Below are 13,871 nucleotides of genomic sequence, written 5' to 3' on the forward strand. Positions count from 1 at the left end.
CTGGCTCCGCTGCTGTGCTGGACATCACAGTTAATACACATTAACCTAGATTCCGGTTAGTCACCACTAACTGAACCCGCCCACCGGAGGATCGATGGAGACCCTGACCAGCCGGATCGACCCGGCCGGCGCAGCGTTCGCCGAGAACGACGCCGCCCAGCGGGCCCTCGCCGCGGGCCTGCGCGAACGCCTCGCCGCGGCGGCCCTCGGCGGCCCGGAACGCTCCCGGGAACGGCATGTGGCCCGCGGGAAGCTCCTGCCGCGCGAGCGCATCGACGCGCTCCTGGACGAGGGGTCGCCGTTCCTCGAGGTCGGCGCCCTCGCCGCCAACGGCATGTACGACGACGAGTGCCCGGCGGCGGGTGTGATCGCCGGCATCGGCCTGGTCCACGGCCGCCACGTGATGGTGGTGTCCAACGACGCGACGGTCAAGGGCGGCACGTACTACCCCATGACGGTCAAGAAGCACCTGAGGGCGCAGGAGATCGCGCTCGAGAACCGCCTTCCCTGCATCTACCTCGTCGATTCCGGCGGGGCCTTCCTGCCCAAGCAGGACGAGGTCTTCCCGGACCGCGACCACTTCGGCCGCATCTTCTACAACCAGGCCCGGCTCTCCGCGGCCAAGGTCCCGCAGATCGCCGCGGTTCTCGGTTCCTGCACGGCCGGCGGCGCGTACGTCCCCGCGATGAGCGACGAGACGGTGATCGTGCGCAACCAGGGCACGATCTTCCTGGGCGGCCCGCCGCTCGTGAAGGCCGCCATCGGTGAGATCGTGACGGCGGAGGAACTGGGCGGCGGCGATGTCCATGCCAAGGTCTCCGGCGTCGCGGACCACCTCGCGGACAACGACGAGCACGCGCTCGAGATCGTCCGCAGCATCGTCGAGACCCTGCCGCCCCCCGCGGACGCTCCGTGGGCTGTGCGCCCCGTGGTCGAGCCGAAGGCCGACCAGGAGCAGCTCTACGGCGTCGTCCCGACCGACGTGAACGCCCAGTACGACGTCCACGAGGTCATCGCCCGGCTCGTGGACGGGAGCGCCTTCCACGAGTTCAAGAAGGACTACGGCGCGACCCTCGTCACCGGCTTCGCGCACATCGACGGCCACCCGGTCGGCATCGTGGCCAACAACGGCGTCCTGTTCGCCGAGTCGGCCATGAAGGGCGCGCACTTCATCGAGCTGTGCGACCAGCGCGGCATCCCGCTGCTCTTCCTGCAGAACATCTCCGGCTTCATGGTGGGCCGCGACTACGAGCACGGCGGCATCGCCAAGCACGGGGCCAAGATGGTCACGGCCGTCGCGACCACGCGCGTGCCCAAGCTGACCGTGGTGATCGGCGGCTCGTTCGGGGCGGGCAACTACTCCATGTGCGGCCGCGCGTACTCACCGCGGTTCCTGTGGATGTGGCCTGCGAGCCGCATCTCCGTCATGGGCGGCAACCAGGCCTCATCCGTCCTCGCGACCGTCAAGCGCGACCAGCTCGAGGCGCGCGGCCAGGAATGGTCCGCCGAGGAGGAAGAGGACTTCAAGGCCCCGGTCCGCGCCCAGTACGAGGCGCAGGGCAGCCCCTACTACTCGACCGCCCGCCTGTGGGACGACGGGATCATCGATCCGGCCGACACGCGCCGCGTGCTCGGCATGGCCCTCGCGGTCGTCGCCCAGTCCCCGCTGCCGGAGACGTCCTTCGGCGTCTTCAGGATGTGAGCCCCATGTCTGCAGATACCCCAGCCCCGGCCAGCGCGGGCCGCCCGTTCGCCAAGGTCCTCGTCGCGAACCGCGGCGAGATCGCCGTCCGCGTCCTGCGCACGCTCCGCCGCCTCGGCATCGCCTCCGTCGCGGTGTACAGCGACGCCGACGCCGGGGCCCGGCACGTGCGCGAGGCCGACGAGGCCGTGCGCATCGGCCCCGCGCCTGCGGCCCAGAGCTACCTGAGCATCCCCGCGATCGTCGCGGCCTGCCGCGCGACGGGAGCCGAGGCCGTCCACCCCGGCTATGGATTCCTGAGCGAGAATGCCGATCTTGCCCGTGCCCTCGCGGAGGCGGGCATCGTCTTCGTGGGCCCCGGCGCCGAGGCCCTCTCCGTCATGGGCGACAAGATCCGCGCCAAGAACCACGTGGCCTCCTTCGGCGTGCCCGTGGTCCCCGGCGTCGCCGAACCCGGCCTCACCGACGAGGAGCTCATCGCCGCGGCCGACGGCGTGGGGTTCCCCCTGCTGATCAAGCCCTCCGCCGGGGGCGGCGGCAAGGGCATGCACGTGGCCGAGTCCGCGGCCGAGCTCCCCGCGGCCCTCGCGACCGCACGCCGCGTGGCGACGGCCGCCTTCGGCGACGGGACGCTCCTCATCGAGCGCCTCATCCGCGCGCCCCGCCACATCGAGGTCCAGGTCCTCGCCGACTCGCAGGGCACCACGGTCCACCTCGGCGAACGCGAGTGCTCCCTGCAGCGCCGCCACCAGAAGGTCATCGAGGAGGCTCCCTCGCCGCTGTTCGACACCGAGGGCGGCGCCGTGACGCGCGCCCGGATCGGCGAGGCCGCATGCAACGCCGCCCGCAGCGTCGGCTACGTCGGGGCCGGCACGGTCGAGTTCCTCGTCTCCGACGAGGCGCCGGACGAGTTCTTCTTCATGGAGATGAACACCCGCCTCCAGGTCGAGCACCCCGTGACGGAGATGGTCACGGGCGTGGACCTGGTCGAGCAGCAGCTGCGCGTCGCCGCGGGGGAGCCCCTGGCCCTCGCCCAGGAGGACATCCGCCTGGACGGGCACGCGATCGAAGCCCGCATCTACGCCGAGGTCCCGGCCAAGGGCTTCCTCCCGGCCACCGGCCGGGTCGAGCTCCTGCGCGAGCCGGTGGGGGACGGCATCCGGGTCGACAGCTCCCTCACCGAGGGCCTGGCCATCGGCTCGGACTATGACCCCATGCTGTCCAAGGCGATCGCCTGGGGCGAGAATCGCGCCGAGGCCCTCGCCGGGCTGGACGCCGCACTGGCCGACTACACCGTCCTCGGCGTGGCCACGAACATCGAGTACCTGCGGCTCCTGCTCGCAGACCCGGACGTGCAGGCCGGGCACCTCGACACGACTCTGATCGAACGCCGCCTGGACCACCTCGACTTCCAGGCGCCGGGCGACGCGGAGTACGCCGCCGCGGCCCTCCTGGCCCTCGGTACGGCCGCCCCGGACGGGCGCCCGTGGGCACTGGACGGATGGCGCATGGGGGCGCCGGCCACCCGTCGCGTCTCGCTCGGATCGCCCGAGGGAGGCCTCGTGACCGTGAACGTGCACCCCGGTGACGGGCGCACGGTGCGGATCGACCGCGGCGATCAGCGCGGCCCCGAGCTCAAGGCGAGCCTGACGCCGGCCGGGGAGCGCGCCGTCGTGCTCGAGCTCGACGGCGAGGAGCACCGCTACTCCACCGCCGAGCGCGCCGCTGGGCACGGGTCCGGCGGCGAGGGCGCGGAGCGCACGGTCTTCCTGGGCGAGGGCGGCTGGTCGGTCGCGCTGCCCGTCCTGGACCGGGCCGGCCGGCTCGAGCGGGTCAGGGCCGCGCTGCACCGCCACGAGGGCGAGGCTGATCCGCAGGTCCGCACGCCGATGCCCGGCACGGTCGTGTCGGTGTCCGTCGAGAACGGGGCGCGGGTGGAGGCCGGGCAGGCTCTCGTCTCGGTCGAGGCCATGAAGATGGAGCACCAGCTCACGGCGGCCGTCACGGGCACTGTGCAGCTGCATGTGGCCGCGGGAGCCCTCGTCAAGGCCGACCAGGTCGTCGCGACCGTGGAGCCCGAACCCGCGCCGGCCACCTGACCTTCCACGACCCACCAGCACACGCCTCACACCACGAGCCAACCACCACCAGGAGATCCCATGGTCGACTTCCAGCTCAGCGACGAATACCGCGAGCTCAGCGACACCGTCCGCGAGTTCGCCGACGAGGTCGTGGCCCCCGTGTCCGCCAAGCACGACGAGGAGCACAGCTTCCCGTACGAGATCGTTGCCCAGATGGGGGAGCTGGGCCTGTTCGGCCTGCCGTTCCCCGAGGAGTACGGCGGGATGGGCGGGGACTACTTCGCCCTCGCGCTCGCGCTCGAACAGCTCGGCCGCGTGGACCAGTCGGTCGCTATCACGCTCGAGGCCGGGGTCTCCCTCGGCGCCATGCCGGTGTACCGCTTCGGGACGGACAAGCAGAAGGAGTCACTCCTGCCGGACCTCGCGGCGGGCCGCGCGCTCGCGGGCTTCGGCCTGACGGAGCCGGAGGCGGGCTCGGACGCCGGCGGCACCAAGACCACCGCCCGCCTCGAGGACGGCGCCGGCCCGGCCTCGGAGGGGCGCGAGTGGGTGGTCAACGGCTCCAAGGAGTTCATCACGAACTCGGGCACGGACATCACGAAGTTCGTGACCGTCACGGCGGTCACCGGCACCCAGGAGCGCCCGGACGGCAGCACCCGCAAGGAGATCTCCACGATCATCGTGCCCTCCGGGACCCCCGGCTTCCGCGCCGAGAAGGCCTACAGCAAGGTCGGCTGGAACGCCTCGGACACGCACCCGCTGAGCTTCAAGGACGTCCGGGTCCCGGAGGAGAACCTCCTGGGCGAGCGCGGCCGCGGGTACGCGAACTTCCTCTCCATCCTGGACGAGGGCCGCATCGCCATCGCCGCCCTGGCCACGGGCGCCGCGCAGGGCTGCGTGGACCAGTCGGTGAAGTACGCGAAGGAGCGCAGCGCGTTCGGGGCGAACATCGGCAAGTACCAGGCCATCCAGTTCAAGATCGCCCGCATGCAGGCCCGCGCGCACACGGCGCGCCTCGCGTACTACGACGCCGCCGCGCGCATGCTCGCGGGCAGGCCGTTCAAGACGGAGGCGGCCATCGCGAAGATGGTGGCGGGCGAGGCGGCGATGGACAACGCCCGCGACGCGACCCAGGTGTTCGGCGGCTACGGCTTCATCAACGAGTCGGTCGTGGCCAGGCACTACCGGGACTCGAAGATCCTCGAGATCGGCGAGGGGACCACGGAGGTCCAGCTCATGCTCATCGCGCGCGAGCTCGGCCTCTGACGCCAGGCCACCGCGGGGTGGGCCCTAGCCAAGGGCGCGCGGCGCGTATTGGATGGATTCCAGGCGGGCCCGACGAGGGCGAGAGGCCGGCAGGCTGCTGGCTCGACGAGGAGGGGAATGTGATCGACAAAGTGGTGGCAACCGCCGAGGAGGCGGTCGCGGACATCGGCGACGGCGCGTCGCTCGCCGTGGGCGGCTTCGGCCTGTGCGGCATCCCCGTGGCGCTCATCGATGCCCTGCACCGGCAGGGCACGAGGGACCTGACGACCATCAGCAACAACTGCGGCGTGGACGACTGGGGCCTCGGCATCCTCCTCGCGGACGGGCGGATCGCGCGCACCATCAGCTCCTACGTCGGGGAGAACAAGGAGTTCGCCCGGCAGTTCCTCGCCGGCGAGCTCGAGGTGGTCCTCACCCCGCAGGGCACGCTCGCGGAGAAGCTGCGGGCAGGCGGAGCGGGCATCCCCGCGTTCTTCACCGCGGCGGGGGTGGGCACGCTCGTCGCCGAGGGCGGTCTCCCGCAGAGGTACGACGCCGAGGGGACCGTCGCGCTCGCGTCCTCGCCCAAGGAGGTGCGCACCTTCAACGGCGCCGACTATGTGCTCGAGGAGTCCCTCACGCCGGACTTCGCCCTCGTCCACGCGCAGAAGGGCGACCGCCACGGCAACCTCGTGTTCCACGCGACCGCGATGAACTTCAACCCGCTGTGCGCCATGGCGGGGCGGATCACGGTCGCGGAGGTCGAGGAGCTCGTGGAGCCGGGGGAGCTCGACCCCGAGCACGTCCACCTGCCCGGCATCTTCGTCCAGCGGGTGGTGCACGTGCCGCCTGGCGGGCCCCACTCCGAGAAGCGGATCGAGAAGCGGACCGTGTCCGCGGGAGGGGAGTCCTGATGGCCTGGACGCGCAACGAGCTCGCGGCACGGGTCGCGGCCGAGCTCGAGAACGGGCAGTACGTCAACCTGGGCATCGGCATGCCCACGCTCATCCCGAACTACATCCCGGCCGGGGTCGAGGTGGTGCTGCACTCGGAGAACGGCATCCTCGGCACGGGCCGCTACCCGCGCGAGGACGAGGTGGACCCGGACCTCATCAACGCGGGAAAGGAGACCGTCACCGTGAACAAGGGCGCGGCGTTCTTCGACTCCGCGACCTCGTTCGGCATGGTCCGGGGCGGGCATGTGGACGTCGCGGTGCTCGGAGCCATGCAGGTCTCAGCCCACGGGGACCTCGCCAACTGGATGATCCCGGGCAAGATGGTCAAGGGCATGGGCGGCGCGATGGACCTCGTGTTCGGCGCGAAGCGGCTCATCGTCATGATGGAGCACACGGACCGGGACGGGAACCCGAAGATCCTCCCCGAGTGCACCCTGCCTCTCACGGGCCGCGGCTGCGTGGACCGGATTGTGACGGACCTGGGCGTGATCGACGTGGTGAGCGAGGGCCTGGGCGCGGGCATGGAGCCGGGGACGGGGCCCGTGCTCGTGCTGCGCGAGCTCGCCCCGGGCGTGAGCGAGGCCGAGATCCAGGCCGCCACGGGAGTGGAGCTGGAGGTGGAGATCCATGACAACGAGCCCTGACCCGGCACCCACGGCGGGCGAGCAGCGCGACGACCTGCGCGTCGTCGTGCAGCGCGGCCTGTACTTCGACGAGCTCGAGGAGGGCGTGGTGTACGCGCACCGGCCGGGCCGGACCGCCACGGAGACGGACAATGTGCTGTTCACGACCCTGACGATGAACACGCAGGCGCTGCACCTCGATGCGGCGTGGAGCGGGTCGCAGCCGTTCGGGCAGCGGCTCGTGAACTCGATGTTCACGCTCTCCACGATGGTGGGGCAGTCCGTCGCGCAGCTAACGCAGGGCACGATCGTCGCGCAGCTGGGCCTGACCGACGTGGTCTTCCCGCACCCCATGTTCCACGGGGACACCCTGTACACCGAGACGGTGGTGACCGAGAAGCGGCTCTCGTCCTCCCGCCCGGGGCAGGGGATCGTGACCATGGAGCTCACGGGACGCAACCAGGACGGCACCGTGGTGGGGCGGGCGAAGCGCTCGTGCCTCATGTGGCTGCGCGAGGCGCATAGGGTGGACGCATGATTCCCGCCGATCCCTGGAGCGCGCCCTTCGCCATGGGCCCGGCGCTGCTCTTCTGCCCTGCAGACCGCCCCGAGCGGTTCGCGAAGGCCGCAGACCGCGCCGACGCGGTGATCCTGGACCTCGAGGACGCCGTGGCCCCCGACGCCAAGGCGGACGCGCGCCGCAACCTCGTGGAGGTCCCGCTGGACCCCGAGCGGACCATCGTCCGTGTCAATGCCCTGAGCTCGGCGCACTTCGAGGCGGACCTCGAAGCGCTCGAGGAGACGCCCTACACGACCGTCATGCTCGCCAAGGCGGAGTCCGCCGAGGACCTCGCCCTCCTGCGCTCCTACCGGGTCATCGCGCTGTGCGAGACCGCCGCGGGCGTCCTGACCGCCCCGGCGATCGCAGCGGCGCCCAACACCGTGGCGCTCATGTGGGGCGCCGAGGACCTCATCGCCTCCCTCGGCGGGACGTCGAGCCGGTCCGCGGACGGCGCCTACCGTGCGGTCGCGCTGCACGCCCGCTCGAGCGTCCTGCTCGCCGCCGGGGCACACGGCAAGGCGGCGGTCGACGCCGTCTACACCGACATCCCGGACCTCGCCGGCCTCGCGGAGGAGGCGGCAGACGCGGCTGCCTCGGGCTTCGCGGCGAAGGCCTGCATCCACCCGAACCAGGCCGGGCCGGTGCGGGCCGCGTACGCGCCGACGGCCGAGCAGGTCGCCGAGGCGCGCGATCTCCTCGCCGCCGCCGAGGCCGCCGGGACCGGCGTCTTCCAGCACCGCGGCCAGATGGTGGACGGACCCATCCTGCGCCATGCCGAGTCAGTGCTCCGCCGAGCCGGTGACGAGGACTGACGCCGGAGACGAGGGCTGACCCGGAAGCCCGCCCCGACGTCCACGGTGTCCGTCGGCGTCCCGGGCCCACTCATCCGTTCCAGCGGTACCGGTTCTCCGGGCGTCCGGCGGTGCCGTAGCGGGGCAGCACGTCGACGAGCTGACGGGCTGCGAGGAATTCGAGGTAGCGCCGCGCGCTCACGCGCGAGAGGCCCAGCCCGCTCGCGACTTCGGCAGCCGACGCATCGGCTCCCGAAGCGCCCAGCTCGTCCATGCGCGCGGCGACGAGGCGCAGCGTGGTGGGCGACAGGCCCTTCGGCGGCTCGATTCCGTCGAGACGGGGCCGCGAAGGCCCGTTGGAGCTGGGGGCTGCCAGGAGCCGGTCGATGGACCCCTGGTCCAGCTCCGAGCCTCTCGTGTCCCGGACATAGGCCAAGGCCGCATGCCGATCAGCGAGTGTGGAGAGCCGTTCATGGAGCTGCTGGGAGCTGAACGGCTTGACGAGGTAGTGGAAGACGCCCCCCAGCATTGCCTCGCGCACCGTCTCGAGCTCGCGCGCGGCGCTGATGACCATCACCTCGGGGCTCTCGGCGCCGAGCCCGCGCAAGGAGCGGAGCACCTCGAGGCCGCTCGCGTCCGGCAGGTGGATGTCCAGGAGCACGAGGTCCGGCAAGAGCTCGCCGACGAGCCGGACCGCGTCCTCTGCCGTGTGGGCCACCCCAACGACCTCGAAGCCCCCACGGGCGAGCAGGAATCCCTGATGGACCCCGGCCACGGCAGGTTCGTCGTCCACCACGAGGGTCCGGATCACCGCGCACCGTCCAGGACCGTGCCGGGCGGCCCTGCCGTGCCGGCCGCTCCCGTGCTGGCCGCCAGACGCAGCTCCACCCGCACGCACGCCCCGCCCAGCGGGGACGGTCCAGCCGTGGCGCTGCCGCCCGAGCGTTCCGCGATGCGCTTCACGATCGCGAGCCCGAATCCCCGCGACGGCGCCGTGCCCTCCCCGCTCGCTGTGCCCTCCCCGCTCGCTGTGCCGCGCCGGCTCCCGACCGGCTTGGTGCTGAAGCCGATCTCCCACAGGCGGTGGGCCTCAGGCGGGAGCCCCGGACCGTCGTCGTGCGCTTCGACGACGAGCTCGTCCCCGGTGCGCGCCACGAGCAGCTCGATCCGGCCGCGGTGCCCCACCGCGTCGATGGCGTTGTCGAGGAGGTTCCCGACGACGACCGCGAGGTCAGCGGTCTGCTCGCCGCGGAGCCCCTCGGCGGGCCCGCACGCCAAGGCCCCCTCGGCCGGGGACGCACCGTCCGCCTCGACGACGAGCTCGATGCCCTTCTCACGGCACAGCGCGCCCTTGGCCAGGACCAGCGCCGCGAGCTCCGCGCTGCCCAGACGCTCGGCGTCGCCATGCACCGACGCGGCAGGCCCCGCGCCGAGCCGCTCGAGGTAGGCCGCCGCGGCGTCGGTCCGGCCGAGCTCGAGGAGGCCCGAGAGGACGTGGAGCTGGTTCGAGAACTCGTGGGCCTGGGCGCGGAGCGACTGCGTGAGGTCCCGCGCGCCGTCCAGGTCGCGCAGCATGGCCGTGACCTCGGTGCGGTCGCGGAGCACGAGGACCGCGCCCACGTGCTGGCCCTCCACCCCCACGCGCCGCGCCTTCGCGAGGAGGACCCGCTCGCCGGCGAGGACCGGCTCCTCGGTCCCCGCCGCCCGGGCGAGGAGGCCTGCCACCTGTGGCTCGAGGACCGCTGCCGCCAGCTCGCCCTCGGCGCCCTCGGCGAGGCCGAGGAGGCGGCGCGACTCGTCGTTGGCCAGGACGATCCGGCCCTGCTCGTCGACGGCGAGCACCCCGTCCCCGATCCCGTGCAGCATCGCGTCCCGCGCCTCGAGCAGCGCCGCGATCTGCTCGGGCTCCTGCCGGTAGACCCGGCGCCACGCGAGGCGCGAGATCCAGAACGCGCCCGCCGTCCCCACCCCGCCAGCAGCGAGGAGCCACGCGAGGAGCTCCGGCGCGCGGGCCCACAGCGCCTCGCTCAGCTCTGACTCGAGGATGCCCACGCTGACCGTGCCGATCACGTCCCCGGACTCGCTCCGCACGGGGACCTTCACCCGCCAGGACGAGCCGAGCGTGCCGGTCTGGGTGCCCACGTAGGTCTTCCCTGAAAGGGGCACGGAGGCGTCGGTCGAGACGGGCAGGCCGATGAGGGAGGGGTTCGGGTGGGACAGCCGCAGCCCGCGCGCGTCCGTCACGACGACGTAGCCGAGGTCCGCGGAGGTGCGGATGAGCTCGGCGAGGGGCTGGATCGCCAAGGCGGGCTCGTCGTCGTCGAAGGCCGCCAGGACGCTGGGCAGGCGCGAGACGCTCGTCGCGACCGCGACCATCCGCTCCTCGTAGGCGTCGCGCAGCTGCTGCTCCTGCAGGCGCAGCGTGACGGCGCCGACGATCGCGAGGACGCCGAGCACGATCCCGACCTGCAGCAGGAGGAGCTGGAGGCGGAACGGCACAGCGCGGGGGAGGAAAGGGAGCCGCGCCGTCGCGGCCCGCGGCACTGCGACGGGCATCACAGCAGTATCCCACGATGGGGCCTCACGTCCGGGGTGCATCCCGCGACCAGAACGACCAATACCACCACTACCACCGCATGCTTCCGGTCGCGCCGGGCGCGTTCCTACGCTCGTGCCGTGTCGGTGATGCGGGTCACACTCCCGCGGCCGCCGGCTTCCACACCGCCCCCTCATACCAGGACAAGGACGTCCCATGCTCCCCACCAGCCCCTTCCGCTCCCGTTCTGCAGCGCGGCCATTCACCCGCCGTGCCCTCCTCTCCGCCGCCGCGGCAACGGCGGTCCTCGTGACCGCCACCGCGTGCGGGGGAACCGCCCAGTCCGGCACCGCCGCCGCAGGGGAGGGCATCAAGAAGCTCTCCATCGTGGTTCCGGCGAACACCGGCGGCGGCTGGGACCAGACCGGCCGCGCGCTCGCGGACGCGGTCAAGGCCGGCAGCCTGGCCGGCTCCTCGCAGGTCGAGAACGTCCCCGGTGCGGGCGGCACCAACGGCCTCGCGAAGCTCGCCACCGAGAAGGACCCCAACACGCTCATGGTCATGGGCTACGTCATGGTCGGCTCGGTCGAGACGAACGGTTCCAAGAACCGCCTCGAGGACACCACGCCGATCGCACGGCTCACCGAGGAGCCGCTCGTGCTCGTGGTCCCGAAGGACAGCCCCTACCAGTCCGTGGACGACCTCGTGGCGGACATTGCCGCGAAGGGCAAGGACGTGGCGGTGACCGGCGGCTCCGCCGGCGGCGCGGACCACATCCTCATGGGCCAGATCCTCAAGGCCGCGGGCATCCCGAGCAGCCAGCTCAACTACATCGGCTACTCCGGCGGCGGCGAGTCCCTCGCGGCGCTGCTCGGCAACAAGGTGCAGGCGGGCATCTCGGGCGTCGGCGAGTACGCGGAACAGGTCAAGGCCGGCACGGTCCGCGCGCTCGCGGTCTCCGGCAGCAAGCCCTCCCCGGCCCTGCCCGAGGTGACGACCCTCACGGACCAGGGCATCGACGTCGTCCTCACCAACTGGCGCGGGGTCGTGGCCCCCGGCAGCATCGACGCCGACCAGAAGGCCGCGCTCGTCGAACTCGTGGGCAAGGTCCACGAGAGCGCCGAGTGGAAGGAGACCCTCGCGGCGAAGAACTGGGACGACGCCTACCTCTCGGGCGACGAGTTCGACTCCTACCTCGCGGAGGAGATCGAGGCCGTCAAGGCGACGCTCTCCGAGATCGGCCTGGTCAAGTAGCCATGCCCTCCCTCGGTTCCCTGCACGGCGCGTCCTCTTCGGACGCACCGCACGCCGCGGGCGGGCCGGGCGCACGGGAGGCCACGCGGGGCGCGGCGGGGAGGCGCCTCGGCGGCCTCCTCGCCGCGCTCGGCGTACTCGGCACCGGCGCGTTCATCCTCGCCACCGCCGGCTCCATCCCCGTCCCGCCGCTCGAGACCGGGATCGGGCCCCGAGCCCTGCCCTACGTGGTCGGCGCCCTCCTCACGGCCGTCGGCGCCGCGCTCGCCGTCCAGGAGCTGCGCGGCCGCACCGTGGGCGCCGAGGAGGGCGAGGACGTGGACTCCGCGGCGTCGATCGACTGGGCCACCCTGCTCAGGCTGGCCCTCTTCCTCGCCGCGCATGTGGTCCTCGTCGAGCCCGCCGGCTGGCCCGTGGCCGCGGCCGTCCTCTTCACCGGCGCCGCCTGGTCCCTCGGCGCGAGGCCCGTGTGGCGGGCAGCCGCCGTCGCCGTCGTCCTCGCCCTCGCCCTGCAGGCCGTCTTCGCGGGCCTGCTCGGCGTGGGCCTGCCCGCTGGACCGCTCCTGGAAGGGGTGCCCTTCCTGAATGGATAGCCTCACCGCCCTGCTCGAGGGCTTCGCGACCGCTGCGCAGCCCGTCTACCTGCTCTACGCGCTCTTCGGCGTCTTCATCGGCACCGCCGTGGGCGTGCTGCCGGGGATCGGGCCCGCCATGACCGTGGCGCTGCTCATGCCCATCACGTACTCGCTCGATGCGACGCCGGCCATGATCGTCTTCGCGGGGATCTACTACGGCGGCATGTACGGCGGCTCGACCACCTCGATCCTGCTCAACACCCCCGGGGAATCCTCGTCCATCGTCACGGCGCTCGAGGGCAACAGGATGGCCAAGCTCGGCCGGGGCGCCGCGGCATTGGCCACGGCGGCGATCGGCTCGTTCGTCGCGGGCACCGTGGCGACCGTCCTCCTGAGCTTCCTGGCCCCCGCAATCGTCCAGCTCGCCGTCCAGCTCGGCCCCGTGGACTACGTGGCGCTCATGGTCGTGGCCTTCCTCACCGTCGGGGCGCTCCTGGGCTCGTCGCCGCTGCGCGGGCTCGCCTCGCTCGGGCTCGGGCTCTTCGTCGGCATGGTCGGCGTGGACGACTCGACCGCGCAGCAGCGCTTCACGTTCGACAACCCCGCGCTCATCGACGGGATCGACGTCGTGCTCGTCGCCGTGGGCCTCTTCGCAGTGGGCGAGGCGCTCTACGTGGCCGCGCGACTGCGCCGGGGCCCGGTGCAGGTCATGGCCGTGGGCAAGGGGAAGCACTGGATGTCCCGCGAGGACTGGCGCCGCTCATGGAAGCCCTGGCTGCGCGGGACGGCGATCGGCTTCCCGATCGGCACCATCCCGGCCGGCGGCGCGGACGTCTCGACGTTCCTCTCCTACGCAGCGGAGCGGAAGCTCGCCAGGGGGAAGGCACGCGAGGAGTTCGGCCGGGGCGCGATCGAGGGTGTGGCCGGCCCGGAGGCAGCGAACAATGCGGCCGCCGCCGGCGTCCTCGTGCCCCTGCTCACCCTCGGCATCCCGACCACCGCCACCGCGGCGATGATGCTCACCGCGTTCCAGCACTACCAGATCCAGCCGGGCCCGCTGCTGTTCGCGAACGAGGGGCCGCTCGTGTGGGCCCTCATCGCGAGCCTGTACATCGGCAACCTCATGCTCCTCGTGCTGAACCTCCCGCTCGTGGGCCTGTGGGTGCGCATCCTGCGGATCCCGCGCCCGTACCTCTACGCGGGGATCCTCACGTTCGCCGGCCTGGGGGCCTACGCGGTCAACCTCAGCACGGCGGACCTCGTGGTCCTGGCCGTGGTGGGCGTGCTGGGCTTCCTCATGCGGCAGTACGGGTACCCGGTGGCGCCGCTCGTCATCGCCTCCATCCTCGGGCCGATGTTCGAGGTGCAGCTGCGCCGCTCGCTCCAGCTCTCGCAGAACGACCTCACCACGCTCGTCTCGACCCCGTTCACCGTGGCCGTCTACGCCTCGCTGCTGCTGATCTTCCTCGGCACGGTGTGGCTGCGCCGCCGCGAGCGGGCGATCCAGGCCGCCGTCCACCGGACGCCCGAGGGAGCCGCCCTCTGA

General features: G+C 72.3%; 12 protein-coding genes. 10 read left to right on the top strand and 2 right to left on the bottom strand.

What is annotated here, in order from left to right; all coding sequences use genetic code 11:
• Positions 1–94 precede the first annotated feature (94 nt).
• The 7 genes from ABCQ75_RS01050 (at position 95) to ABCQ75_RS01080 (ending at position 7,981) form a co-directional block, all read left to right on the top strand.
• Positions 95–1,702, top strand: a complete 1,608-nt coding sequence (locus tag ABCQ75_RS01050; protein WP_345882544.1) for a carboxyl transferase domain-containing protein — start codon at positions 95–97, stop codon at positions 1,700–1,702.
• 5 nt (positions 1,703–1,707) lie between these two features.
• Entirely contained in the window at positions 1,708–3,801 is a 2,094-nt protein-coding gene (locus ABCQ75_RS01055) for an ATP-binding protein (RefSeq protein WP_345882546.1), read from the top strand.
• Positions 3,802–3,861: 60 nt separating this feature from the next.
• Complete coding sequence (locus ABCQ75_RS01060) at positions 3,862–5,049, top strand: acyl-CoA dehydrogenase family protein (RefSeq protein WP_345882548.1); 1,188 nt, start codon at positions 3,862–3,864, stop codon at positions 5,047–5,049.
• A gap of 119 nt (positions 5,050–5,168) precedes the next feature.
• Positions 5,169–5,942: a CoA transferase subunit A gene (locus ABCQ75_RS01065; RefSeq protein WP_345882550.1), complete on the top strand. Its 774-nt coding sequence runs from the start codon at positions 5,169–5,171 to the stop codon at positions 5,940–5,942.
• Entirely contained in the window at positions 5,942–6,628 is a 687-nt protein-coding gene (locus ABCQ75_RS01070) for a CoA transferase subunit B (protein WP_345882551.1), read from the top strand. The genes ABCQ75_RS01065 and ABCQ75_RS01070 overlap by 1 nt, the downstream gene beginning before the upstream one ends.
• Positions 6,612–7,145, top strand: a complete 534-nt coding sequence (locus ABCQ75_RS01075; RefSeq protein WP_345882553.1) for a MaoC family dehydratase — start codon at positions 6,612–6,614, stop codon at positions 7,143–7,145. Before ABCQ75_RS01070 ends, ABCQ75_RS01075 begins: the two co-directional genes overlap by 17 nt.
• Entirely contained in the window at positions 7,142–7,981 is an 840-nt protein-coding gene (locus ABCQ75_RS01080; protein WP_345882554.1) for an HpcH/HpaI aldolase/citrate lyase family protein, read from the top strand. The genes ABCQ75_RS01075 and ABCQ75_RS01080 overlap by 4 nt, the downstream gene beginning before the upstream one ends.
• 70 nt (positions 7,982–8,051) lie before the next feature.
• Here ABCQ75_RS01080 and ABCQ75_RS01085 read toward each other — a convergent pair whose 3' ends face one another.
• Together ABCQ75_RS01085 and ABCQ75_RS01090 are read right to left on the bottom strand one after the other, a co-directional pair.
• Positions 8,052–8,753, bottom strand: a complete 702-nt coding sequence (locus ABCQ75_RS01085; RefSeq protein WP_345882556.1) for a response regulator — start codon at positions 8,751–8,753, stop codon at positions 8,052–8,054.
• A 14-nt stretch (positions 8,754–8,767) separates the two neighbouring features.
• A complete protein-coding gene (locus ABCQ75_RS01090) occupies positions 8,768–10,516 on the bottom strand; it encodes an ATP-binding protein (RefSeq protein WP_345882558.1) in 1,749 nt (582 codons plus the stop codon).
• Positions 10,517–10,712: 196 nt separating this feature from the next.
• On the opposite strand from ABCQ75_RS01090, the gene ABCQ75_RS01095 reads away from it, so the two are divergent.
• From ABCQ75_RS01095 to ABCQ75_RS01105, 3 genes are read left to right on the top strand one after another with little or no spacing between them, the layout of a single operon-like run.
• Positions 10,713–11,750, top strand: a complete 1,038-nt coding sequence (locus ABCQ75_RS01095) for a Bug family tripartite tricarboxylate transporter substrate binding protein (protein ID WP_345882560.1) — start codon at positions 10,713–10,715, stop codon at positions 11,748–11,750.
• 2 nt (positions 11,751–11,752) lie between these two features.
• A complete protein-coding gene (locus ABCQ75_RS01100) occupies positions 11,753–12,343 on the top strand; it encodes a tripartite tricarboxylate transporter TctB family protein (protein WP_345882562.1) in 591 nt (196 codons plus the stop codon).
• Entirely contained in the window at positions 12,336–13,871 is a 1,536-nt protein-coding gene (locus ABCQ75_RS01105) for a tripartite tricarboxylate transporter permease (protein ID WP_345882564.1), read from the top strand. Before ABCQ75_RS01100 ends, ABCQ75_RS01105 begins: the two co-directional genes overlap by 8 nt.

The organism is Sinomonas halotolerans, from assembly GCF_039615075.1.
Taxonomy (GTDB): domain Bacteria; phylum Actinomycetota; class Actinomycetes; order Actinomycetales; family Micrococcaceae; genus Sinomonas; species Sinomonas halotolerans.